The organism is Streptomyces sp. MGP-P1 (assembly GCF_057766565.1).
Genome location: NZ_JBYMEM010000007.1, coordinates 1,696,862 through 1,719,595 on the forward strand (window position 1 = coordinate 1,696,862; position 22,734 = coordinate 1,719,595).

At 72.7% G+C, this 22,734-nt stretch carries 19 protein-coding genes and 1 pseudogene; 8 read left to right on the forward strand and 12 right to left on the reverse strand.

What is annotated here, in order from left to right:
- Positions 1-138: 138 nt before the first annotated feature.
- From AC3CH1_RS29090 to AC3CH1_RS29105, 4 genes are all read left to right on the forward strand, one after another.
- The gene (locus AC3CH1_RS29090; RefSeq protein ID WP_488465610.1) at positions 139-1,659 is read left to right on the forward strand and encodes an aldehyde dehydrogenase (NADP(+)); all 1,521 of its coding nucleotides are present in this window, start codon (positions 139-141) and stop codon (positions 1,657-1,659) included.
- Positions 1,656-2,267 (forward strand): DUF1349 domain-containing protein, encoded by a 612-nt coding sequence (locus AC3CH1_RS29095; protein WP_488465611.1) that lies wholly within the window; start codon positions 1,656-1,658, stop codon positions 2,265-2,267. Before AC3CH1_RS29090 ends, AC3CH1_RS29095 begins: the two co-directional genes overlap by 4 nt.
- Positions 2,268-2,484: 217 nt before the next feature.
- Positions 2,485-3,201, forward strand: coding sequence for a DsbA family oxidoreductase (locus AC3CH1_RS29100; protein WP_488465612.1), 717 nt, complete (start codon positions 2,485-2,487; stop codon positions 3,199-3,201).
- 90 nt (positions 3,202-3,291) lie between these two features.
- The gene (locus AC3CH1_RS29105; RefSeq protein ID WP_488465613.1) at positions 3,292-4,350 is read left to right on the forward strand and encodes an aminotransferase class V-fold PLP-dependent enzyme; all 1,059 of its coding nucleotides are present in this window, start codon (positions 3,292-3,294) and stop codon (positions 4,348-4,350) included.
- 15 nt (positions 4,351-4,365) lie between these two features.
- On the opposite strand, the gene AC3CH1_RS29110 is transcribed toward AC3CH1_RS29105, so the two are convergent.
- Positions 4,366-4,872 carry a MarR family winged helix-turn-helix transcriptional regulator gene (locus tag AC3CH1_RS29110; protein ID WP_488465614.1) on the reverse strand — a complete coding sequence of 169 codons (507 nt, stop codon included), beginning with the start codon at positions 4,870-4,872 and terminating at the stop codon, positions 4,366-4,368.
- A gap of 152 nt (positions 4,873-5,024) precedes the next feature.
- Here AC3CH1_RS29110 and AC3CH1_RS29115 point away from each other — a divergent pair, with 152 nt between their 5' ends.
- The gene (locus tag AC3CH1_RS29115; protein ID WP_488465615.1) at positions 5,025-6,095 is read left to right on the forward strand and encodes an alkene reductase; all 1,071 of its coding nucleotides are present in this window, start codon (positions 5,025-5,027) and stop codon (positions 6,093-6,095) included.
- Here the strand turns inward: AC3CH1_RS29115 and AC3CH1_RS29120 are convergent.
- The 6 genes from AC3CH1_RS29120 to AC3CH1_RS29145 form a co-directional block, all read right to left on the reverse strand.
- A complete protein-coding gene (locus AC3CH1_RS29120; protein ID WP_488465616.1) occupies positions 6,071-7,105 on the reverse strand; it encodes a VOC family protein in 1,035 nt (344 codons plus the stop codon). The genes AC3CH1_RS29115 and AC3CH1_RS29120 overlap by 25 nt on opposite strands.
- A 102-nt stretch (positions 7,106-7,207) precedes the next feature.
- Positions 7,208-8,101 carry an ectoine hydroxylase gene (gene thpD, locus AC3CH1_RS29125; protein WP_488465617.1) on the reverse strand — a complete coding sequence of 298 codons (894 nt, stop codon included), beginning with the start codon at positions 8,099-8,101 and terminating at the stop codon, positions 7,208-7,210.
- A 6-nt stretch (positions 8,102-8,107) separates the two neighbouring features.
- A complete protein-coding gene (locus tag AC3CH1_RS29130) occupies positions 8,108-8,506 on the reverse strand; it encodes an ectoine synthase (protein WP_003969937.1) in 399 nt (132 codons plus the stop codon).
- A 90-nt stretch (positions 8,507-8,596) separates the two neighbouring features.
- Complete coding sequence (gene ectB / locus AC3CH1_RS29135) at positions 8,597-9,859, reverse strand: diaminobutyrate--2-oxoglutarate transaminase (RefSeq protein WP_488465618.1); 1,263 nt, start codon at positions 9,857-9,859, stop codon at positions 8,597-8,599.
- 157 nt (positions 9,860-10,016) lie between these two features.
- On the reverse strand, positions 10,017-10,547 hold the full coding sequence (gene ectA, locus AC3CH1_RS29140) for a diaminobutyrate acetyltransferase (RefSeq protein ID WP_488465619.1): 531 nt from the start codon (positions 10,545-10,547) through the stop codon (positions 10,017-10,019).
- A gap of 308 nt (positions 10,548-10,855) precedes the next feature.
- The gene (locus AC3CH1_RS29145) at positions 10,856-11,962 is read right to left on the reverse strand and encodes a pyridoxal-phosphate-dependent aminotransferase family protein (RefSeq protein ID WP_488465620.1); all 1,107 of its coding nucleotides are present in this window, start codon (positions 11,960-11,962) and stop codon (positions 10,856-10,858) included.
- Positions 11,963-12,039: 77 nt separating this feature from the next.
- On the opposite strand from AC3CH1_RS29145, the gene AC3CH1_RS29150 reads away from it, so the two are divergent.
- Together AC3CH1_RS29150 and AC3CH1_RS29155 are read left to right on the forward strand one after the other, a co-directional pair.
- Positions 12,040-13,140 (forward strand): amidohydrolase family protein, encoded by a 1,101-nt coding sequence (locus AC3CH1_RS29150; RefSeq protein WP_488465621.1) that lies wholly within the window; start codon positions 12,040-12,042, stop codon positions 13,138-13,140.
- Between the two features lie 313 nt (positions 13,141-13,453).
- The gene (locus AC3CH1_RS29155; RefSeq protein ID WP_488465622.1) at positions 13,454-14,416 is read left to right on the forward strand and encodes an SCO1860 family LAETG-anchored protein; all 963 of its coding nucleotides are present in this window, start codon (positions 13,454-13,456) and stop codon (positions 14,414-14,416) included.
- A gap of 62 nt (positions 14,417-14,478) precedes the next feature.
- Here AC3CH1_RS29155 and cobC read toward each other — a convergent pair.
- Positions 14,479-16,079: pseudogene (gene cobC / locus AC3CH1_RS29160) on the reverse strand (Rv2231c family histidinol phosphate aminotransferase CobC).
- Positions 16,080-16,243: 164 nt separating this feature from the next.
- On the opposite strand from cobC, the gene AC3CH1_RS29165 reads away from it, so the two are divergent.
- Positions 16,244-16,975 carry a ZIP family metal transporter gene (locus AC3CH1_RS29165; protein WP_488465623.1) on the forward strand — a complete coding sequence of 244 codons (732 nt, stop codon included), beginning with the start codon at positions 16,244-16,246 and terminating at the stop codon, positions 16,973-16,975.
- Between the two features lie 56 nt (positions 16,976-17,031).
- On the opposite strand, the gene AC3CH1_RS29170 is transcribed toward AC3CH1_RS29165, so the two are convergent.
- Genes AC3CH1_RS29170 through AC3CH1_RS29185 form a run of 4 tightly spaced genes read right to left on the reverse strand, consistent with a single transcriptional unit; the run spans position 17,032 to position 22,716 of the window.
- On the reverse strand, positions 17,032-18,384 hold the full coding sequence (locus AC3CH1_RS29170) for a cobyrinic acid a,c-diamide synthase CobB (protein ID WP_488465624.1): 1,353 nt from the start codon (positions 18,382-18,384) through the stop codon (positions 17,032-17,034).
- Complete coding sequence (gene cobO, locus AC3CH1_RS29175) at positions 18,378-18,977, reverse strand: cob(I)yrinic acid a,c-diamide adenosyltransferase (protein ID WP_026237554.1); 600 nt, start codon at positions 18,975-18,977, stop codon at positions 18,378-18,380. Before cobO ends, AC3CH1_RS29170 begins: the two co-directional genes overlap by 7 nt.
- Positions 18,977-21,022 carry a putative cobaltochelatase gene (locus tag AC3CH1_RS29180; RefSeq protein ID WP_488465625.1) on the reverse strand — a complete coding sequence of 682 codons (2,046 nt, stop codon included), beginning with the start codon at positions 21,020-21,022 and terminating at the stop codon, positions 18,977-18,979. The genes cobO and AC3CH1_RS29180 overlap by 1 nt, the downstream gene beginning before the upstream one ends.
- On the reverse strand, positions 21,019-22,716 hold the full coding sequence (locus AC3CH1_RS29185; protein WP_488465626.1) for a cobyric acid synthase: 1,698 nt from the start codon (positions 22,714-22,716) through the stop codon (positions 21,019-21,021). Before AC3CH1_RS29185 ends, AC3CH1_RS29180 begins: the two co-directional genes overlap by 4 nt.
- Between the last annotated feature and the right edge of the window lie 18 nt (positions 22,717-22,734).

Genomic DNA, 22,734 nt, shown 5'->3' on the forward strand with positions numbered 1-22,734 from the left:
ACACGGAACGCCCCGAAATAGAGTCCCAGGACATTCACGTTCAGGAACTCCGTTCAGAATACCGAACACTTGCCGATGCGCGGCCGAAGGCGGCCGGAAGTCGGCCGGAGGACGGTCGCACCACGGGAGGTAATCAGGGTGAGCGCAGCACCAGTCTGGAGTGTCGACCCCCGAACCGGGAACCCGCGCGAGCAGGTCGCGGTGGAGGCCACCGCCGAGGAGGTCGACCGGGCGGTCCGGGCGGCCCACGCCGTCCGCGACGCCCTCGCCGACCGCGTGGCGCGCGCCGCGTTCCTGCGGGCGGCGGCGGAACTGCTGGAGGAGACCGGTGAGCACATCATCGAGGCGGCCGACGCGGAGACCGCCCTCGGCCCGGCCCGGCTCACCGGTGAACTGGCCCGTACCGCAGCCCAGTTGAGGGCGTTCGCGGCGGTCGTGGACGAAGGCGCCTACCTCGACGTCCACATCGACCACCAGGACGGCTCCCGGACCCCGCCCTGGCCCGACCTGCGCCGCTACAAGATCCCGCTCGGGGTCGTCGCCGTCTACGCGGCCAGCAACTTCCCGCTCGCCTTCTCCGTCCCCGGCGGCGACACGGCCAGCGCGCTCGCCGCCGGCTGCCCGGTCGTGGTCAAGGCGCACCCCGACCACCCGGCCACCTCCGAACTCTGCGCCTCGGTCCTCCGCCGCGCCGCCGCCCGCACCGGACTGCCCGAGGGCGTCGTGACCCTGGTGCACGGCTTCGACGCGGGCGTCGAGCTGGTCCGCCACCCGCTGGTGAGCGCGGCCGGCTTCACCGGCTCGGTACGCGGCGGACGCGCCCTGTTCGACGCGGCCGCCGCCCGCCCCGCCCCCATCCCCTTCCACGGCGAACTCGGCTCCCTCAACCCGGTCGTCGTCACCGGGGCGGCCGCCGCCGAGCGCGCCGGGGAGATCGGCGCCGGGCTCGGCGGCTCGATGACCCTGGGCGCGGGCCAGTTCTGCACCAAGCCCGGCTTCGTCCTGGTCCCCGAGGGCGCGACCGGCGACCAGCTCCTCAAGACGCTCACCGAGACGGTCAGCTCCACCGGGTCCGGCGTCCTGCTGGACCACCGCATGCGGGACGCCTTCGTCGCCGGCGTACGGGAGCGGACCGCGCTGCCGGACGTCCAAGCGCCCGTCACCCCCGGCGCGGGCGGCGAGCACACCGTCTCCGCCGGATTCCTCACCGTCCCGGCCGCCCGGCTGACCGCCGAGGGCCCGCACGACGCGCTGCTGGAGGAGTGCTTCGGGCCGGTCACCGTGATCGCCCGGTACGCCTCCGTCGACGAGATCGCCGCCGTCCTCGCCCGGCTGCCCGGGAACCTCACCGCCACCCTCCAGACCGCCACCGAGGCCGACGACCCCGACGCGGCGCGCCTGCTGGCCGCGCTCGCCCCGCTCGCCGGGCGCGTCCTCGTCAACGGCTGGCCGACCGGCGTCGCCGTCGCCCCCGCCCAGCACCACGGCGGCCCCTACCCGGCCTCCACCTCCACCTCCACCTCCGTCGGCGCGACGGCGATCGAACGCTGGCTGCGCCCCGTCACGTACCAGTCCACCCCCGAGGCGCTCCTCCCCGCGGAGCTGCGCGAGGACAACCCGCTGGGCCTGCCCCGCCGGGTGGACGGACGCCGCGCATGAGCCTGAACCTGGACGCCCTTCCCTTCGCCCTGGACGCGGAGGGCCCCGACGGACGCTGGACCCACGCCGACAGCGTGCTGACGGGCCGGGCCGGACCCGGCCAGGACCTGTTCGTCTCCCCGTCCGGCGACTCCCTGGACCCGGGCTCCGACGCCCCGCGCCTGCTCGGACCGGTGGGGGAGGGCGACTTCCGGCTGGTGGCCCGGGTGCGCCCGGGGCTGCGGTCGTTCGGCGACGCGGGCGCGCTGTACCTCCACGTCGGGGACCGCGAGTGGGCCAAGCTCTGCCTGGAGCACTCCGCGGGCCTCCCGACCGTCTGCGCCGTCGTCACCCGGGGCCACTCCGACGACGCCAATGCCTTCGTCGTGGACGAGGGCGTCTGCTGGCTCCGCCTCAGCCGCACCGGCGGCGCCTACGCCTTCCACGCCTCCACCGACGGCGAGAGGTGGACCTTCGTCCGCTTCTTCACCCTGGGTACGGAGAAGGAACGGGCGGCCGCCCGCGCCGGCTTCCTGGTGCAGTCGCCCACCGGTGAGGGCTGCGGCGCGGTCTTCGACCGGATCGCGTTCCTGGCCGGGGGAGTGGAGGACCTGCGCGACGGGCGGTGACGGGCGACATGGCGGTGACGGGGGCGACGCGGCGGTGACGGGGGCGACGTTGCCGTGAAGGCGGTGACGGCGGTGACGGGGGTGACACGGCGGTCGTGGGGAGGAGGGGCGGGCGGGAAGATCCGGGAATCACCCGGTACGAATTCACGTTCGACCCACTGACCCTGTGCGGAGGACCCCTCCGCGCCCGCCGCGACCCCTGGAGAGTAGAAGAGTCATGCGCGTCGAGATCTGGAGCGACATCGCTTGTCCGTGGTGCTACATCGGCAAGGCCCGCTTCGAGAAGGGCCTCGCGGAGTTCGCCCACCGGGACGAGGTCGAGGTGGTGCACCGCTCCTTCGAGCTCGACCCCTCGCGGGCCAAGGGCGACACCGCGCTCGTGATCGACATGCTGGCCGAGAAGTACGGCCGCAGCCGCGAGGAAGCGGCCTCGATGGAGGCCAACGTCGCGGCCAACGCGCAGGCGGAAGGGCTCGGCTACCGCACCGAGGGCCGTGACCACGGCTCCACCTTCGACCTCCACCGGCTGCTGCACCTGGCCAAGGTCCGCGGCCGTCAGGACGAGCTGCTGACCCTCGCCTACCGGGCGAACTTCGCCGAGGAGCGGTCCGTCTTCGACGACGAGGTGCTGCTGGCTCTCGCCGTGGAGGCCGGACTCGACGCCGACGAGGCCCGTGCGGTGCTCGCCGACCCGGAGGCGTACGCGGACGCCGTCCGCACCGACGAGCGCGAGGCGGCCGAACTGGGCGCCAACGCCGTGCCGTTCTTCGTCCTCGACCGTCGGTACGGTATCTCCGGCGGCCAGCCGTCGGAGGTCTTCGTCCAGGCGCTGGAGCAGGCCTGGAAGGACCGCCCCGTCACCGCTCTCACCGCCGTCGGCGGGGAGGCGGCGGCCTGTGACACGGACGGGGCCTGCGAGGTTCCGCGCAGCTGAGCCATCCGGAAGCCCTTCATAAGCATCCCTTTGATGTCCCCTCGAATCTGCGTGATTGACTTTGATTCAAGGGGGCTTCAGGGTGGACGCATGACGATCCTCGCGCCCATCCAAGCGGCAGCCGTCGAATTCGCCCCCGAAGTCACCTACCTCAACACCTCCAGCTGGGGCCTGCTGCCCCGCCGGACGATCGCCGCCGTCAAGGCCCTGGCCGACGAGAACGCCGCGGGGCGCCGGGTGGGGGCGGGCAGCTTCGACGCGGTGGAGGCCGCCCGGGCCGGCTTCGCCCGGCTCGCCGGGGTCCATCCGGACCGGGTCGCGACCGGGAGTTCCGTCACCGTCCACGTCGGCCTGATCGCCGCTTCCCTGCCGCCGGGAGTCGAAGTCCTCTGCCCCGAGGGCGAGTTCTCCTCCGTGGTCAGCCCGTTCGCGCTCCGCGGCGATCTGTGCGTGCGGTACGCGCCGCTCGACGGGCTCGCCGGGGCCGTGCGCCCCTCGACCGCCCTCGTCGCCTTCTCCGCCGTGCAGTCGGCCGACGGCCGGGTGGCCGATCTCGCCGCCGTCCGCGCGGCCGCCGCTGCGCACGGCGCCCGGACCCTGCTGGACGGAACCCAGGCCGCGGGCTGGTTCCCGCTGGAGGCGGGGGCGTACGACTACACCGTGACCGGCGGCTTCAAGTTCCTGCTCTGTCCGCGCGGTACGTCGTTCCTGACCGTCACCGAGGAGGCGCAGGACACCCTGCCGCCCCTCTTCGCCGGCTGGGTCTCCGCCGGTGCTCCCTGGACGAGCAACTACGGCCCGCTGGAGCGCCTCGCCCCCACCGCCCGCGGCTTCGACGAGCCGCCCGCCTTCCTCTCGTACCACGGCGCCGAGCACTCCCTGGAGCTGCTCGGCGAAGTAGGGGCCGACGCCCTGTACGCGCACGCCACCGGGCTCGCGGCCCGGCTGCGGGCGGGTCTCGCGGAGATCGGGCACGAGACCGTTCCGGGGGAGTCGGCGATCGTCTCCGTGCCGGGTCTCGAGAGCCGCCTGCCCGAGCTGGTGGAGGCGGGCGTCGCCGTCTCCGCCCCGGCCGGGAATCTGCGGATCTCCTGCCACCTCTACAACACCGAGGCCGACGTGGACCGGGTGCTGGAGGTCCTGGCCTGATCCATGGGGGGCGGCTCAGCACCGGTCCGGGCAGTTGGCGGTCTCCCGGCAGAGGTTCTCCTCGACCTTCGCCAGCAGCCGGATCAGCTCCGTGCGCTCCGCAGGTTCGAGGCCCGCGAGTGTCTGCTCCTCCAGGCTGCCCCAGGCGTCCCGGACCGCGGTGTGCAGCGCGCAGCTCTCGTCCGTCGCCTCGACCAGCACGGCCCGCCGGTCGGCCGGGTCGGGGCGGCGGCGCACATGCCCGGTCTGCTCCAGCCGCTGGAGCATCTTCGTCACCGTGGACGGGTCCAGGTCCAGGGCCCTGATCAGCTCCGTCTGACGGACCGCGCCCCGGTCCCACAGGTGCATCATCAGCAACTCCTGCCCCGGATAGAGGTCCACCCCCTTCAGCGCCTTGCCCGCCGCCGTCCGGTGCAGCCGGGCCACCCGGGACACGGCGTGGCTGACGGGCCCGCTGAGCGCCGCCATGGGCGGCGCGTTCGTACAGGCGTCTTCCGCGGGGGTGGCGGGGCCGGTGGTCATGGCGGGCTCCTGGGGGTCCTCGGGGGTGCGGGGGGCGGCTCTCGATGATGCCCGACGGTTTCCCGCAACTTTACCTTGGTCGACCAATCAATGGGTTACAGTTGCCGTCGGCGCCGATATTTGGCCGACCATATACTTTCTTGGGAGCCCTCATGACCACCGCTTTCGACCCGATCGACCTGTCCGGCACCCAGCTGGCCAACCGCATCGCGCTGGCCCCGATGACCCGCAGCCGGGCCGGTGAGGGCGGCACCGCCACCGAGCTCACCGCCACGTACTACGCCCAGCGGGCCTCGGCCGGCCTCGTGATCACCGAGGGCATCCAGCCCTCCGTGGTGGGCCAGGGCTACCCGACGACGCCCGGTCTGCACAGCGCCGAACAGGTCGCCTCCTGGCGCAAGGTCACCGACGCCGTGCACGCCGAGGGCGGCCGGATCTTCGCCCAGATCATGCACGCGGGCCGCATCGGCCACCCGGTCCTGCTGCCGGACGGCCTCGTCCCCGTCAGCGCCTCCCCGGTCAGGGCCGAGGGTCAGGTCTACACCCACGTCGGCCCGAAGGACTTCGTCGAGCCGCGCGAGCTGACGGACGCCGAGATCCACGCGACCGTCGCCGACTTCGTCACCGCCTCCCGCAACGCCGTGGACGCCGGCTTCGACGGGGTCGAGCTGCACGGCGCCAACGGCTACCTCATCCAGCAGTTCCTGGCCCCCAACACCAACCTGCGCACCGACGCGTGGGGCGGCTCCGACGAGGCCCGCATCCGCTTCGCCGTCGAGGTCGTCAAGGCGGTCGCCGCCGAGATCGGCCCGGAGCGCACCGCCCTGCGCATCTCGCCCGGCAACCCGTACAACGACATCGACGAGCCCGCTCCGGAGGCCACGTACACCGCGCTGGTGCAGGCGATCGAGCCGCTCGGCCTCGCCTACCTGCACATCCTGGAGGCCGCCCCGATCCGGGAGCTGACGCTCACGCTGCGCAAGGCCTTCTCCGGGACCCTCGTCATCAACGTGCACACCGAGGGCGCCACCGGACCCGACGACCACACGGTGATCGACGACGGCATCGCCGACCTGATCTCCTACGGGTCGCTCTTCCTCGCCAACCCGGACCTGCCCGCCCGGCTCGAGGCGGGCGGCCCGTTCAACACCCCCGACCCGTCGACCTTCTTCGGCGGCGACGCCAAGGGCTACACCGACTACCCGGCGCTCGACGCCGTCTGACCGCTCACGGGCCGCCCGTCCCACCGCCACGAGGTGCGCCGCGGGTGGCCCGGCAGCTCGGCGCGACCGGTGGCCCACAGCAGTACGGCCCACCGGTCGCCGCCCGCCGGCGCGTCCGGGAAGAGCCGCGCCAGCACCCGGTCGCAGAGCGCCGGGGACGGCGACCAGCCCAGCCCCAGGCCCTCGGCGAGATCATGCGTGTGCACCAGGGTCTCCACCACGCCCATCGCGGCGAAGCCCTCCGGGTCGGAGATCCCGTACCCGTGGTACGAGCGCACCTCGGGCGGCGTCGTCCGCGCCATCGAGGCCAGCAGCGCCCCGCTCGCCTCCAGCGTGGCCAGCAGCCCGGCGGGACCGGCTTCACGGTCGGCGAACACCGCGTTGTGGGGCCCGCCCTGCCGTTCGGGCGCCCACCGGTAGGGCACGTCGCGGTCCAGCGGCGGCGTCCGGGGCCCCAACTGCACGGCGTACGCGAACAGATCGTCGCTCAGGTGCTCCACCGTCTCCCAGCAGGTCCAGTCGAGGCTCCCCGCGGGCGCGTCCCAGCGGTCCGCCGGGGCCTTGGCCAGCACGTCCACCGCGAGACGCACCGCAGAGGTCACATCGTCGGCGGTCACCGGCAGCCGGGTCCCGCTCAGCGCCGCCCGCTCGGCGGCGGAGCACTCCACACAGAACTCGTTGCCCTCGGGGTCGGCGAGCGTCGCCCAGCCGCGCCCGTTCGGCCTGCGGTGGTCGCCCACCATGGTCGCGCCGAGCGCGAGCAGCCGCTCCACCTCCTCGTCCCGGGAGCGGTCCTGCGGCTGGATGTCCAGGTGGACGCGGTTCTTAGTCTGTTTCCTCTCGTCCACCTGAACGAAGAGGATCGCGGTGCCAGGGGCCTCGACCAGCGCCTCCGGGTCGCCGGGGGCGTCCTCGTCGGAGAGCGGCGCGCCGAGCACCTGGGCCCAGAAACCGCCGAGGGCGTAGGCGTCTGCGCAGTCGATCGTGATGTGGCGTACATGGGAAGTCATGGCGGACACCCTCTCCGCTGACCCGGCCCCGGTCCAACGAGTTACGCGGAAGGGGCCGGGACGGCGTACCGTCCCGGCCCCTTCTCCCGCCCGTGCGTGCCGCTACTTCACCGGGGTGAAGTCCCGCGCCCCGATGAACTCGGGGCGGCGGATCGGAGCCGCGAACGGCTCCTGCGCCGCGTTCTCCACGCTGTTGAAGACGATGAAGACGTTGCTGCGCGCGTACGGGGTGATGTTGTCGCCCGAGCCGTGCATGGCGTTGCAGTCGAACCAGGTCGCCGAACCGGCCTTGCCCGTGAAGAGCCTGATGCCGTGGCGGTCGGCCATCTTCGTCAGCGCCTCGTCGGACGGGGTGCCCGCGTCCTGCATCTGGAGCGACTTCTTGTAGTTGTCCTTCGGCGTCTCGCCCGCACAGCCGAGGAACGTCTTGTGCGAACCGGGCATGATCATCAGCCCGCCGTTGGTGTCGAAGTTCTCGGTCAGCGCGATCGACACGGACACCGTCCGCATGTTCGGCAGACCGTCCTCCGCGTGCCAGGTCTCGAAGTCGGAGTGCCAGTAGAAGCCCGTGGCCCCGAAGCCCGGCTTCACGTTGATCCGGGACTGGTGGACGTACACGTCCGAGCCGAGGATCTGGCGGGCCCGGCCCACCACCCGCTCGTCGCGTACCAGTCCGGCGAAGACCTCGCTGATCCGGTGGACCTCGAAGACGGACCGTACGTTCTGCGACTGCTTCTCGACGATCGAGCGCTCGTCGGCGCGGATTGCGGGATCGGAGATCAGCCGGTTCAGCTCCGCCTGGTAGACGGCGACCTCGTCCGGGGCGATGAGCTGGTCGACGGTGAGGAAGCCGTCGTGCTCGTATCCCTGGAGGTCCTTGGCGGCGATCGGGCCCGGGGCGCCCGGCGCGGACCAGATGACCGGGTCCTGGCGGGGAGTGGTCATCTCGGCGGCGCCGCGCGAGGGGTACAGATCGGCGCGTACTTCGGTGGTCATGGTGGTTCAGGCCTCCTCGGTCAGCAGTGGGTAGACACCGTTCTCGTCATGGTCCTCCCGTCCGGTGACGGGAGGGTTGAAGACACACACGCAGCGGAAGTCCGTCTTGGGCCGCATGGTGTGCCGCTCATGCCCGTCCAGCAGATACATGGTGCCGGGCGTGATCCAGTGCGTCTCGCCGGTCTCGTCGTTGGTGAGCTCGGCCTCGCCCTCGGTGCACAGCACCGCCTCGATGTGGTTGGCGTACCACATGGAGGTCTCCGTGCCCGCGTACAGCACGGTCTCGTGGAGCGAGAAGCCCACCTTCTCCTTGGCGAGCACGATGCGCTTGCTCTCCCAGGTGCCGGACGCGGACTTCACATGCCGGTCGGTGTTCTCGATGTCACTGAACGATCGGACGATCACGGTGAACGGTTGCCTTTCTCTTCTCTCCGCAGTGTCCCGGGCCTCGCGGCCCGGGACCTCTTCTTCTCCACCTGCCCCGACGGTGCCGGGTCAGGCCGTTTCGCGGACGCAGCGGGCCAGCGTGCGCAGGCCCTCGTCCAGTTCTTCGGGGGTGATGGTCAGCGGCGGCAGCAGCTTGACGACCTCGCTCTGCGGGCCCGAGGTCTCCAGCAGGAGCCCCAGCTGGAAGGCGCGGGCGCAGACGGCGGAGGCGCGGGCCTTGTCGTCGAACTCCATGCCCCACACCAGGCCCCGGCCGCGGAACCGCGCGGTCGGCTCCTCGGCGCAGATGGCCAGCAGTGTCTGCTCGACCTGTTCGCCGCGGGCGAGGGTCTGCTTCTCCATCTGGCCGTCGGCCCAGTAGGCGTCCAGCGCGGCGGCGGCCGTGACGAAGGCCGGGTTGTTGCCGCGGAAGGTGCCGTTGTGCTCGCCCGGCTCCCAGATGTCCAGCTCGGGCTTGAAGAGGCACAGCGACATCGGCATGCCGTAGCCGCTGATGGACTTCGACAGCGTGACGATGTCCGGGACGATGCCGGCCTCCTCGAAGGAGAAGAAGCCGCCGGTACGGCCGCAGCCCATCTGGATGTCGTCGACGATCAGCAGCATGTCCTGGCGGTGGCACAGCTCCTGCAGCGCACGCAGCCACTCGACGCGGGCGACGTTGATGCCGCCCTCGCCCTGGACCGTCTCCACGATCACGGCGGCGGGCTTGTTGAGCCCGGAGCCCTGGTCCTCCAGCAGCCGCTCGAACCAGAGGAAGTCGGGGACCGTGCCGTCGAAGTAGTTGTCGAACGGCATCGGGGTGCCGTGCACCAGCGGGATGCCGGCCCCGGCCCGCTTGAACGCGTTGCCGGTCACGGCGAGCGAACCCAGCGACATCCCGTGGAAGGCGTTGGTGAACGAGACGACGGACTCGCGGCCCTTGACCTTACGGGCCAGCTTCAGCGCCGACTCGACGGCGTTGGTGCCGGTCGGGCCGGGGAACATCACCTTGTACGGCAGGTCGCGCGGGCGCAGGATCACGTTCTGGAACGTCTCCAGGAACGCCCGCTTGGCGGTGGTCGCCATGTCCAGGCCGTGGGTGATGCCGTCGCGCTCGATGTAGTCGATGAGCGCTCGTTTCAGCACCGGGTTGTTGTGGCCGTAGTTGAGCGAGCCGGCCCCGGCGAAGAAGTCCAGGTAGGAGTGGCCGTCCTCGTCGGTCAGCCGGGCGCCCTGCGCGCGGTCGAACACGGCGGGCCAGCCGCGGCAGTAGCTCCGTACCTCGGACTCCAGGGTCTCGAAGACGCTCAGGGCGGGCGGGGTGATGGTCACAGCTGATCTCCTGCGTGAGGGGGGTGTGACGGGCAGTGGTCGAGTGCTCCCCGCCGCACGGATGCGGCCGGGACCGCGCCGAGTGGTCGGACGGCGCGAGAAGTCGGTGGGTCCGGGCGTACGGGTCGGGTACGCCGGAGTGCGGGGCCGGGGCGGCTCAGGTGGTGAACGGGCCTATCCGGTAGAGCACCTCGGGCAGGTGCGTCTCCTCGGGGAACAGCGCGCCGTCGAAGAGCACCTCCTTCTCCACCGCGACGTCGTGGCGCTGGGCGTAGGAGGTGAACAGTCGCTCGGAGGCGGCGTTGTCCGGAGTGATCGTCGTCTCCACGGACGCCAGGCCCTGGTCGGCGGCGACCCGGGCGGTCAGCGCGTCCAGCAGCTTGGCGGCCAGTCCCTTGCCGCGGTGGGCCTGGTCGACGGCCACCTGCCAGACGACGAGGGTCTGGGGCCGGTCGGGCCTGATGTAGCCCGTCACGAAGGCGATGGGCTCGCCGTTCTCGCCACGGGCGACGGCGGAGGTCGCGGCGAAGTCACGGCACCACAGCAGGTAGCTGTACGAGGAGTTCAGGTCCAGGACCTTGGAGTCGCGGGCTATGCGCCAGATCGCGGCTCCGTCCTCCACTCGTGGCGCATCGATACTGAGGAATTCGCTTCGGGCACGGGCAAAATCTGCTGGTGCGGCGGTCATGCGAATTGAATTTACCCAGCAAATTTCGAAATTGCATCGACGTAGAGGGTTGGGTGGCGGGCCCTCATGTGCTATCAGGCGGGCGCGAGGTTTCCCTCGATCCGGGGGCAGTTTCCTGCACTTTGTCCAGAATTAATCGGGCATAACGCCGCTCTTGTGGAGTCGGTCACAGGGTTGTAACTCTCGCGAGATGTGTCCGGATTATGAAGTTCGAGGCCGGAAAAAACTGGCCCGTTTAGGTGACGGAAAAGCGGGCAGAAGAATGTGGGAAGCTGCTTTTAATAAAGCAGCTTCCCACACTATGAATATCAGAGGCTCGGCCAGGTTTCCGAAACAGCCCGCCGGGCAGCCTCGATATCGACCGGCGCGCCCGCGTCGGCCAGCACCGCCCCCAGAGCCGCGAGCGAGGACAGCACCACGCCCCGCGTCGCGTCCGCCCCGTAATGGTTGACCCGGATCATCTCCTTGGACAGTGCCCCGCCGCCCGCGACGAGCGGCAGCGCGGGGTCCGCCGCCAGCGCCCCCGCGACCAGCACGGCCGCGTCCGTCCCCGCCGGGGCGCGCAGCGTCGTCGCCACCGGGGCGGCGTCCCGCGCCTCGTGGACGTACGGTTCCAGCCCCCCGCCCAGGGCCACCGCCCCGGCCCGGGTCGCCGCGGCGGCCGATGCGTGGCGGGCCGTCAGCGTGTCCAGGCCCTCGTCCTCGATCCGCGCCACGCAGGCCTCCAGGCCCAGCATCTCCAGCTGCGCCGGGGCGTGCGGCAGCGCCCTGCGGCCGGCGTCGATCCAGCGCTCCTTCCAGTCCAGGAGGGAGAGGTAGGAGCGGCGCGGGGCGGCCGGGTTGGCGGCGATCCGCTCCCAGGCCCGCTCGCTCACCGACACCGCCGACACCCCGGCGGGCCCGCCCATGGCCTTCTGCGCGCCGATCACGCACAGGTCGACGCCCCAGGCGTCCGGCAGCAGCGGCTCGGCGCCCACCGAGGCGACCGCGTCCAGCATGAACAGCGCGCCGTGCGCCCGGACCACCTCGCCGATCTCCGCGACCGGGTTGGTGTTTCCGGTCGCCGCCTCCGCGTGCACCAGCGAGACGAAGTCGATCCCCGGGTGCTCGGCGAGCGCCTCGGCGACCTGGTCGGCGGTGACCGCGGCGTGGAAGGGCACCGTGAGGTCGACGACCTCCGCACCGCAGTCCCGCAGCCAGTTGCCGAAGGTCTGTCCGTAGGGTCCGGTGACCACGTTCAGCGCGGTCGAGCCGGGCCGCGCGCCGCCGCGGATGCAGCCCTCCAGCGGCAGCAGCGCCTCGCCCTGGGTGATGACGATGTCCTGCTCCGTGGCGAGGAGCCGGGCCACGCGCCGCTCGATCGCCGCGAAGCGGTCGGCGGTGAGCGGGGGAAGGTCGAGGAAGGGGTGCGTCACGGTGGGGCTCTCTTCGGGATCGTTCGACGGTCGGAATCGCACGGGCAGCCTACCGACGGCCTCGTACAGTGCCGCGTATGAGTGATCAGGAGGAGCAGCGGGTGCTGCGCGTGAAGGGGCGGGTGCTCGTCGCCCCGGACGAGGTGCGGGACGAACTGTGGGCCGTGGACGGGCGGATCACCTACGAGCGGCCGCCCGGCGCCGACGGCGCGGTGACGGTCAGGGGCTGGGCGCTGCCCGGGCTGGTCGACGCGCACTGCCATGTGGGCCTCGACCGGCACGGCCCGGTCGACGCGGCGACCGCCGAGAAGCAGGCGCTCACCGACCGGGAGGCCGGGACGCTGCTGATCCGGGACGCGGGATCGCCCTCCGACACCCGGTGGATCGACGACCGCGAGGACCTGCCGAAGATCATCAGGGCCGGTCGTCACATCGCCAGGACCCGCCGCTACATCCGCGACTACGCCCATGAGATCGAGCCCGGCGACCTCGTCGCGTACGTGGCCCGGGAGGCCCGGCGCGGGGACGGCTGGGTCAAGCTGGTGGGGGACTGGATCGACCGAGACGCCGGCGACCTGACCGCCTGCTGGCCGCGCGGCGAGGTCGAGGCGGCCATCGCCGAGGCGCACCGGCTGGGCGCCCGGGTCACCGCGCACTGCTTCGCCGAGGAGTCGCTCACCGACCTGGTGGAGGCGGGCATCGACTGCGTCGAGCACGCCACCGGCCTCACCGAGGACACCATCCCGCTCTTCGCCGAACGGGGGGTCGCGATCGTCCCGACGCTGGTCAACATCGCCACCTTCCCCGACCTCGCGGCCGGCGGCGAGGCCAAGTTCCCCCGCTGGTCGGCCCATATGCGGCAGCTGTACGACCGCCGCTACGACACCGTGCGCGCCGCGTACGACGCCGGGATCCCCGTCTACGTCGGCACCGACGCGGGCGGCTCCCTGGCACACGGACTGGTCGCGGGCGAGGTCGCCGAGTTGGTCAAGGCGGGCATCCCGCCCCTGGAGGCACTCTCCGCCACCACATGGGGGGCCAGGCGCTGGCTGGGACGCCCCGTGCTGGAGGAGGGCGCTCCGGCGGACCTGGTCGTGTACGACGAGGACCCGCGCGCCGACGTCCGGGTGCTGGCGGCCCCTCGGCACATCGTGCTGAACGGGCGGGTGATCGGATGAGAGCGGCGCGGTGCTGTGTTGACAAGCAGTGACGGAAGCGGTCCCGGACTCGTTGGTGCACCTCTGCGCATGCTCCGGCGCGAGCCCACTCCGGACGGCTCGCGCCGGGTGAAACGGGTGACACCGGCGAACGCACGTGCCGAAGAATTCGAATATGCGCGCGAAAACCCCCCTTTGGGGTGAACTCACGCCAGGTGTCCGTCAGTTCACCCTCAGTGCGTAAAGATTCACGGAGTCGAGGCCACCGGCGCAGGCGATGTCCCCCATTGGACTGTGCCGGTGGCTCCATGTCTCTTGTGGGGGTTCCACCATCTTGAACAGCAACACCTTCCGTCTCGCCGCCCTGGCGGTCGCCGCCGGCCCCGTCGCCCTGCTTGCCGCCGTCCCCGCGCACGCAGCCCCGGCGACGCCCACCGGCGGCGAGGGCAGGGCGAGCGCGGTCGTGCTCCGTACCGGGCTCGACGTCTCGCTCCTCAACAGGTCCGTCCAGGTGCCCCTCAAGGTCGCCCTCAACGAGGTGACGGCTCCGGCCAGCGCCGAGAAGACCGCGCTCAGCGTGAACGTGGACGGGGTGGAGGGCGGAGCCCCGGTCAGCGTCCTGCGCGCCGACGTGGCCACCGCGAACGCCACCGTCGACGAGCACCGGGCCGAGGGCTACACCAACCTGGCGAAGGCCAGGATCCATGTGCCCGGACTGCCGGTGCTCTCGCTCATCGAGGTCGAGAAGGTCACCTCCAAGGCGGTCTGTGAGACCGGCAGGAAGCCCGTCGCCGAGTCGAACGTGCTCGGCCATGTCGCGGTGCTCGGCAAGAAGGTGACGCTCAGCGCGGGCGGACCGACCCGGGTGGCGGTGCCGGGCGTCGGCGAGGTCTCCCTCGACCTCTCCAAGACGGTCACCACCGAGCGCACGGCGGCCGCGACGGCGCTCCAGCTCAAGGTGTCGGTCAACCCGCTGAATCTCAACGTCGCCGAGGTCGAGGGCGAGGTCACCCTCGCCGAGGCGACCTGCGAGACCCCGAAGGGGCCGAAGCCCTCCGAGAAGCCGAAGCCCTCCGAGAAGCCGGAGACCCCGCAGGAGCCGGGCGCCACGGACGGCGGCTCCACGGGCGGCGACGTGAAGCCGCAGACCGGCTCCGACCCCGCCCCCACCGAGGCCCTCGCCGAGACCGGCGGCAGCTCCACCACCCCGTACATCGCGGGCGGAGCGGCCCTGCTGCTGGCCGTCGGCGCGGGCGCGACGGTGCTCGCCCGCAGGCGTGGCAGCAGCCGGAGCTGATACGCGTGAGGGGGCGGCGTCCGCACGACGGACGCCGCCCCCGCCGGGCTCCTCGGCGCGCCTCAGCGCCCCGGTCTCGCGGGCAGCGCCTGCACGGCCTGGTCCAGGGCCTGGAGGAAACGATTGGTCGTGGCCCGGTCGCGGACCGCGAGCCGCAGCCACTGCGGCCCCAACCCCGGGAACGTGTCCCCGCGCCGCGCCGCGAAGCCCAGCAGCCGCAACCGCTCCCGGACCTCCGCCGCCCGCTCCAGACGCACCAGGACGAACGGCCCCCGGGCCGAGTCCACCACCTCCACCTCACTGAACTCGGCCAGCCCGGCGAGCAGATGGGCCCGGTCCACCGTGATCCGGTCCGCCGCCTCGGCCGCCTCCACCAGCGCCCTCGGCTCCATGCAGGCCTCCGCCGCCGCCAGCGCCGGGGACGACACCGGCCACAGCGGCTGCGCCTCGGAGAGCAGCGCCACGGTCTCCGCGGCGGCCAGGACATAGCCGATCCGCAGCCCGGCGAGCCCCCACGTCTTGGCGAGGCTGCGCAGCACCACGAGCCCCGGGACGTCCGCCCGGTCGCACAGCGCCTCGCGCTCGCCCGGCACGACGTCCATGAACGCCTCGTCGACCACCAACGTCCGCCCCGGCCGCGCCAACCGCTCCAGCAGCGCCGCCGGGTGCAGCACGGACGTCGGGTTCGTCGGGTTGCCGATCACCACGAGGTCCGCCTCCTCGGGCACCGCCTCCGGATCGAGCCGGAAGCCGTCCTCGGCGCGCAGCAGCACCCGGCCCACCGCGTGCCCGGCCGCTCGCAGAGCAGCCTCCGGCTCCGTGAACTGAGGATGCACCACGACCGGACAACGGGCCGGAAGGGCACGGGCGATCAGGACGAACGCCTCGGCCGCGCCCGCCGTCAGCAACACCCGCTCCACCGGCAGCCCGTGCCGGCCGGCGACCGCGGCACGGGCGAAGGACCCGTCCGGGTAGGAGGCCAGCGAGGTGAGCGACGCGGCTATCCGCTCGCGCAGCCACTCCGGGGGAGTGTGGGTACGGACGTTCACCGCGAGGTCGGTCAGATTCTCGCCGCGCACCTCCGCGTCGCCGTGGTGGCGCAGGTCGGGCCCTGCGCTCTCGATGTTCCGCGTGGGGGGATTCATGGCAGCCATGGTGAACGGGTGGGAGCCCGACGTCACCGGTGAGGTGGAAGTTTTCCTCCCGGAAACCTCGAAAGTCCCGACGACCGCCGGAAACCGGCGGGCCACCGCGCAGGTCGCCACCCCCCTGCCTGCGGCCTTCCCGCCCGGGGCGCGGGTCTTCGGCACCACCAGTTCGTCCGCCTCGATCAGCGCCGCCGCCTCCGCGACCGAAGGGGTCCCCACCGCGGCCCCCACCGCGCCCGAGGGGTGCGGCACCCGGACCGCGGCCAGCGCCCCCGCCGGATGGGCCCGCACCGGCACCCCGAGCCGGGCCGCCGCCCCCACGATCCCCGGCTCGTCCGCCCTGGCTTCGACCGTCGCCACCTCCAGCACGTCCGCCGCGTCCAGTCCCGCCCCGCTCAGCACCGCCTCGATCAGGGCGAACACCGCATCGCCGGGCGCGCCCGGCGTGCGCCGACCCCCACCACCAGACTGCGGGTCCCGGACTCCGGTCCGGTGCTGACGGATGCTCCGGTCATCGGCGGAGTCCTGCCTTTCAGGTCATACGTCCCGGTGGTGCGGGGAAGGAGGCGGTGGAGCCGTTCCGTATACGGAAACGGGCGGTGGGGAGGGGCCGGGCGAACGCCGCGGGTAAGGACACCCTGAGATGCGGAGAGAGGCCCCGATCGGCTAGCAAGGCCCCATGGCGGTGTTCGTCGCGCTCGGCGCGTTCCTGATGACTCTGGCCGGCGGCTGGGTCGCGCAACGCGTCACCGACCGCCGTCACCTGGTGCTCGGCCTCGCGGGCGGGCTGATGCTCGGCGTGGTCGGACTCGACCTCCTGCCGGAGGCGATCGAGGCGGCGGGCACGCCGGTGTTCGGGGTCCCCGCCGCCCTGCTCCTGTTCGTCGGCGGCTTCCTGGCGGCCCATCTGGTGGAGCGGCTGCTCGCCGGACGCCAGGTGGCACACGGGGCGAGCGGCCACCACGGCGACCGCGTGCCGCAGGTGGGGCTGACGGCGGCCGCCGCGATGGTCCTCCACAGCCTGATGGACGGCATCGCGCTGGGCGCCGCCTTCCAGGTCAGCGGCTCCATGGGCGTGGCCGTCGCGCTGGCGGTGATCAGTCATGACTTCGCCGACGGATTCAACACGTACACCCTCACCAGTCTTTACGGGAACGCCCGTCGCAAGGCGCTCCTGATGCTGTTCGCGGCTGCCGCCGCACCGGTCGTGGGCGCCGCGACGACGCTGCTGTTCACTCTTCCGGAGGAACTGCTCGGCGGCTATCTCGGCTTCTTCGGCGGAGCGCTGCTCTACCTGGCCGCCGCGGAGATCCTTCCCGAGGCGCACCACACCCATCCCGCCCGCTCCACCCTTCTCTGCACCATCGGGGGCGTGGGCTTCATCTGGTTGGTCGTCGGCATCGCCGAGTGAGCCACGCGTACGCCCGAGCGCCCCGTCATGAGGGGCGCGCCCCCCGGACGGTGGGTTCACCGCGCCCGGCAGTGCTCGACGAACCTCCGGGCCACCCCGGGCGCCGCGGCCCAGTGGGTGTGCAGATAGCTCGCGTGAACGCCCCGCTGGACGTACCCCTCGACCCGCCGCTCCGGCTGGTGCATGCCCCAGGCCGGCGTGGTCCCCGCCCCCGGCTCCAGCACCGTGCGGTGGAACTCGTGACCGCGCATCCGGGTCCCCGCCACCGCCAGCGCACTGTCCGACACGGCCACCGCCTGGCGGTACCCGAGCGTCAGCCGCTCGGACATCCGGGCCTCGGCGTCCAGCACCCCGCACATGGGCTTCCCGTCCAGCTCCCGCGCCAGATACAGCAGCCCCGCGCACTCGGCCGCCACCGGGGCGCCGCTCAGGGCCAGTTCCGTGACCGCCCGTCGCAACGGCTCGTTGGCCGACAGCTCGGGGGCGTACATCTCCGGGAAACCGCCGCCGATGACGAGCCCCGCCGTGCCCCCCGGCAGCTTCTCGTCCCGCAGCGGGTCGAAGACCACGACCTCCGCACCGGCCGCCGCCAGCAGCTCGGCGTGCTCCGCGTACGCGAAGGTGAACGCCGCCCCGCCGGCCACGGCCACGACGGGCTTCACGGCGCCGGGCCTCTGGGCGTACTCCGGCTCCCACGTCTCGTCCGGCAGCGCCGGCGCCGTCCGGGCCAGCGCCATCAGCGCGTCCAGGTCGCACCCGGCGCGCACCCGCTCGCCCATCGCCGCCACGGCGTCCACCGCATCGGAGCCCCGCTCGGCCACCGGGACCAGCCCGAGATGGCGCGAGGGCGTCGCCACCTGCGGGGCCCGGCGCAGCACGCCCAGGACCGGCAGCCCCGACTCGTCCAACGCGTCCCGCAGCAGCGCCTCGTGCCGGTCGGAGGCCACCTTGTTCAGGATCACCCCGCCGATCCGGACCTCGGGGTCCCAGGAGGCGAAACCGTGCACCAGGGCCGCCACCGAACGGGACTGCGAGGAGGCGTCCACCACCAGCACCACGGGGGCGCGCAGCAGCTTCGCCACCTGCGCGGTGGACGCCAGCTCCCCCTGCCCCGACGCGCCGTCGTACAGCCCCATCACCCCCTCGACCACGGCGAGGTCGCACCCCGCCGACCCGTGCGCGAACAGCGGGGCGATCAGATCCGTCCCGCACATGTACGCGTCGAGATTGCGGCCGGGGCGTCCCGTCGCCAGCGAGTGGTAGCCCGGGTCGATGTAGTCCGGCCCCACCTTGTGCGGGGAGACGGCGAGCCCGCGCGCGGCGAAGGCGGCCATCAGACCGGTGGCGACGGTGGTCTTGCCGCTGCCGGAGGCCGGAGCGGCGATGACCAGACGGGGCACACTCACCACTCGATGCCCCTCTGGCCCTTCTGCCCCGCGTCCATCGGGTGCTTGACCTTCGACATGTCGGTCACCAGGTCGGCGGCCTCGATCAGCGCGTCCGGCGCGTTGCGTCCGGTGATCACGACATGCTGGGTGCCGGGCCGGTTCCGCATCACCTCGACGACCTCGTCCGTGTCGATCCAGCCCCAGTGCAGCGGATAGGCGAACTCGTCGAGCACGTACAGCTTGTACGTCTCGGCCGCCAGGTCGCGCTTGACCTGCTCCCAGCCCTCGCGGGCCTTCTCCTCGTTGTCCAGCTGACCGTCGCGCTGGACCCACGACCAGCCCTCGCCCATCTTGTGCCAGTCGACGGTGCCGCCCTCGCCGCTCGCTCCGAGGACCTTCAGCGCGTTCTCCTCGCCGACCTTCCACTTCGCGGACTTCACGAACTGGAACACCCCGATCGGCCACCCCTGGTTCCAGGCCCGCAACGCCAGCCCGAAGGCCGCCGTCGACTTGCCCTTGCCGATGCCGGTGTGGACGAACAGGAGCGGACGGTTGCGCCGCTGACGGGTGGTGAGCCCGTCGTCCGGCACCGATGTCGGCTGTCCCTGCGGCATTAGGCGGCCCTCCCGGCTGCGGTGACGTCCTTGACGAGCCCGGCGATCGAGTCGGCCCGCAGCTCGTCGAGCGTGACGGCGGTGCCTCCCAGTTCCCGGGCCAACTCCCCGGCGAGACCGAGGCGTACGTACCCCGACTCGCAGTCCACGACGACGGATGCCGTCCCCTCCGAGCGGTGCAGCCGCCCGGCCCGCCCCGCGAGCGCCACCGGCTCCGGCCCGCCGGTCGCCCGGCCGTCCGTCACCACGACGAGCAACGGCCGCCGCGACGGATCGCGCAGCCGCTCCACCCGCAGCACGTCATGAGCCTTGAGCAGCCCCGCGGCCAGCGGCGTACGGCCCCCGGTCGGCAGCGACTCCAGACGGGAGGCGGCCGCGTCCACGGACGAGGTCGGCGGCAGCACCACCTCCGCCTCCTTGCCCCGGAAGGTGACCAGGCCGACCTTGTCCCGCCGCTGGTAGGCGTCCAGCAGCAGCGACAGCACGGCTCCCTTGACCGCGCTCATCCGCTGCCGCGCCGCCATCGAGCCCGACGCGTCCACGACGAACAGCACGAGGTTGCCCTCACGCCCTTCCCGGGTCGCCTGCCGCAGATCGTCCCGGCGCACCACGAGCCCCCGCCCGGAACGCCCGCGCGCCCGCTGGTGCGGGGCGGCGGCCTGCACGGTCGCGGCCAGGTGCAGCTTGGTCAGCGACCCCTGCGGGCGGCGGGCGCCGGTCGTACGCCCGTGCTCCGTACGGGCCCGGGAGCGCCGCCCCGAAGCGCCCTCGCCGAGCCCCGGCACGCTGAGCATCTTCGTCCGGAACGGCTCGGCGGACGCCACGGGCCGCTGCTCGGCCCCGGTGGAGCGGCCGGGCGCGTCGGAACTGCCCTCGGGAGCCCCGGACGGCGTGTCGTCGCCTTCCGAAGTCCCTGGCGGAGTGCGGTCGTCCCCATCGGCCTGCGGCGGCACACCACCGCCCCCACCGCCGTTGTCGTCCCCACCCCCGTCCGGATCGGGGTCGGGCCGGTCATCGCCGTCGTCGTTCTGCTGCGCACCGGCCTCGTCCAGGGTCTGGTCGAGCTTGTCCTCGTCCAGACCCGGCGCGTCGAACGGGTTGCGGCGACGCCGGTGGGGGAGCGCGAGGAGAGCGGCCTGCCGCACATCGTCGGCGGTGACCTCCTCGCGGCCCGCCCAGGCGGCCAGCGCGGTCGCGGTACGGGCCATCACGATGTCGGCCCGCATCCCGTCGACCTCGAACGCGGCGCAGGTCGCGGCGATCTGCCGCAACACGCCGTCACCGAGCACGACCCGGGACAGCAGGGCGCGCGCGGCGGCGATGCGCTCCCGCAGGGCGCTCTCCTCCGCGGCCCAGCGCGCGGCGAACCCCTCGGGGTCGTCGTCGTACGCGAGCCTGCGCCGCACGACCTCGACCCGTTCGTCGGTGTCCCGGGAGGCAGCCACCTCGACGGTCAGCCCGAACCGGTCCAGCAACTGCGGCCGCAACTCGCCCTCTTCCGGGTTCATCGTCCCGACCAGCAGGAACCGTGCCGCGTGCCGTACGGAGACGCCCTCGCGCTCGACGTACGAGGCGCCCATGGCCGCCGCGTCCAGCAGCAGGTCCACCAGGTGGTCGTGGAGCAGGTTGACCTCGTCGACGTACAGGATCCCGCGGTGCGCGTCGGCCAGCAGCCCCGGCTCGAACGCCTTCACGCCGTCCGACAGCGCCCGCTCGATGTCCAGCGCCCCCACGAGCCGGTCCTCGGACGCGCCGACGGGCAGCTCCACGGTCCGCGCGGCCCGCGACACACCGGCGGCCTCCTCGTGCGGGCCGTCGGGACACGCCGGATCGGGGGAGACGGGATCACAGGAGAACCGGCACCCCGGCACGACGGACACCTCCGGCACGAGGGCGGCGAGCGCGCGCACGGCGGTGGACTTGGCGGTCCCCTTCTCGCCCCGCACGAGCACCCCGCCGACAGCCGGACTGACCGCGTTCAGCAACAGCCCGAGCCGCAGGTCGTCCTGCCCGACGATCGCGGTGAAGGGATACGGCGTACTCACTTGGCCTCCTGGTCGACGACAACGAAATCAAGCTCCGGAGGCGCTGCCTCAGCGGACCCGGCAACATCAAGCTCCCGGAACTCCCGGGCTTCTCCCAGCGCCTCCGGGCGAGCCATTTCCAGCCCCTCCGGCGATCGAGGAGCGGGGTCCGGGGCAGCGCCCCGGCTCTCCGGAGCACCCGCGCTCGACGGCGGCGCCCCCGGCGGCACGAACGGCAACCCCGCGGGCGCCCCCTCCTCGATCAACCGCCACAACGCGTCCGTGTCCGCGTGCTCCTCCACCAGATCCCCGAGCCGATCCAGCTGCTCCTCCCGCAACACCCCGAAACTCGTGTCCGGCGCCGGCACGAACCGCCGCCCGGCGGCCCGGGCCACCTCCACCAGGAACCGCCGCCGGAACGCGTCGCTCTCCAGCGACCCGTGCCAGTGCGTCCCCCACACCGCCCCCACCCGGCACCCGTCGAGGAACGGCTCCCCGCCCCGCACATCGGCCACCCCGTGGTGGATCTCGTACCCCTCCACCGGCTCGCCCAGCGCCGAACCGACCGGCCGCGCCAGCGTCTTGTCCCGGTCGAAGCGGACGCGCACCGGCAGCAGCCCGAGCCCGTCCACGACGCCGGCCCGCGACTCCACCTCGTCCTCGATCCGCTCGCCGAGCACCTGGAACCCGCCGCAGATCCCCAGCACCGGCCGGCCCTCCGCGGCCCTGCGCACCAGCGCGTCCGCGAGGCCCCGCTCACGCAGCCAGGCCAGCGCCTTCACCGTGCCGCGCGTCCCGGGCACGATCACCAGGTCCGCGTCGGCCAGCTCCTCCGCCCGGTCCACGAACCGCACGACGACGCCCGGTTCGGCGGCCAGCGCGTCCACGTCCGTGAAGTTCGACATCAGCGGCACGGCGCAGACCGCCACCCGCAGCACGTCCTCGCCGTGCGGGGGAGCCACGACCGACTCCCGCACCGCACCCCGCAGGGACAGCCGCAGTCCGTCCTCCTCGTCGATGCCGAGCCCGTGGGCGTAGGGCAGCACCCCGTACGTCCGCCGCCCGGTCAGCCCGTACAGCATGTCGAGGCCCGGCTCCAGCAGCGAGACGTCGCCCCGGAACTTGTTCACCAGATAGCCCGCGACGAGCGCCTGGTCCTCCGCGCTCAACAGCGCCGTCGTCCCGAAGAAGGAGGCGAAGACCCCGCCCCGGTCGATGTCCCCGACCACCAGGACCGGGAACCTCGCGGCCCGCGCGATCCCCATGTTCACGATGTCCGTGCGCCGCAGGTTGATCTCGGCCGGGGACCCGGCTCCTTCGCAGATGACCGCGTCGTAGGTGGACCGCAGCTCCTCCAGACAGTCCGTCACCGTCCCGAGCAACGCTTCCTGCCGCCCCCCGTGGTACCCCCGGGCGCTCATCTCCCCCACCGGCTTGCCCATCAGCACGACCTGGCTGGACCGGTCACTGCCGGGTTTCAGCAGCACCGGGTTCATCAGGGCCGTCGGCTCCACCCGGGCGGCCTGCGCCTGCATCGCCTGGGCCCGGCCGATCTCCGCGCCCTGCCGAGTCACGAAGGAGTTCAAGGACATGTTCTGGGCCTTGAAGGGCGCGACCTTCACGCCCCGGCGCACCAGCCACCGGCAGATGCCCGCCGTGACGACGCTCTTGCCCGCGTCCGATGTGGTCCCCGCGACCAGCAGCCCGCCGCTCATACCCGCTCCCGTTCCCGT

Bases quoted from the DNA above. Each gene is read 5' to 3' on its own strand.
- AC3CH1_RS29100 (WP_488465612.1), top strand. From the start codon at position 2,485: ATGCGCGTCGAGATCTGGAGCGACATCGCTTGTCCGTGGTGCTACATC.
- thpD (WP_488465617.1), bottom strand. From the start codon at position 8,101: ATGACCACCGAAGTACGCGCCGATCTGTACCCCTCGCGCGGCGCCGCC.
- AC3CH1_RS29150 (WP_488465621.1), top strand. From the start codon at position 12,040: ATGAGTGATCAGGAGGAGCAGCGGGTGCTGCGCGTGAAGGGGCGGGTG.
- cobO (WP_026237554.1), bottom strand. From the start codon at position 18,977: ATGCCGCAGGGACAGCCGACATCGGTGCCGGACGACGGGCTCACCACC.
- ectA (WP_488465619.1), bottom strand. From the start codon at position 10,547: ATGACCGCCGCACCAGCAGATTTTGCCCGTGCCCGAAGCGAATTCCTC.
- AC3CH1_RS29120 (WP_488465616.1), bottom strand. From the start codon at position 7,105: ATGACTTCCCATGTACGCCACATCACGATCGACTGCGCAGACGCCTAC.
- AC3CH1_RS29110 (WP_488465614.1), bottom strand. From the start codon at position 4,872: ATGACCACCGGCCCCGCCACCCCCGCGGAAGACGCCTGTACGAACGCG.
- AC3CH1_RS29185 (WP_488465626.1), bottom strand. From the start codon at position 22,716: ATGAGCGGCGGGCTGCTGGTCGCGGGGACCACATCGGACGCGGGCAAG.
- AC3CH1_RS29115 (WP_488465615.1), top strand. From the start codon at position 5,025: ATGACCACCGCTTTCGACCCGATCGACCTGTCCGGCACCCAGCTGGCC.
- AC3CH1_RS29165 (WP_488465623.1), top strand. From the start codon at position 16,244: ATGGCGGTGTTCGTCGCGCTCGGCGCGTTCCTGATGACTCTGGCCGGC.
- AC3CH1_RS29105 (WP_488465613.1), top strand. From the start codon at position 3,292: ATGACGATCCTCGCGCCCATCCAAGCGGCAGCCGTCGAATTCGCCCCC.
- AC3CH1_RS29095 (WP_488465611.1), top strand. From the start codon at position 1,656: ATGAGCCTGAACCTGGACGCCCTTCCCTTCGCCCTGGACGCGGAGGGC.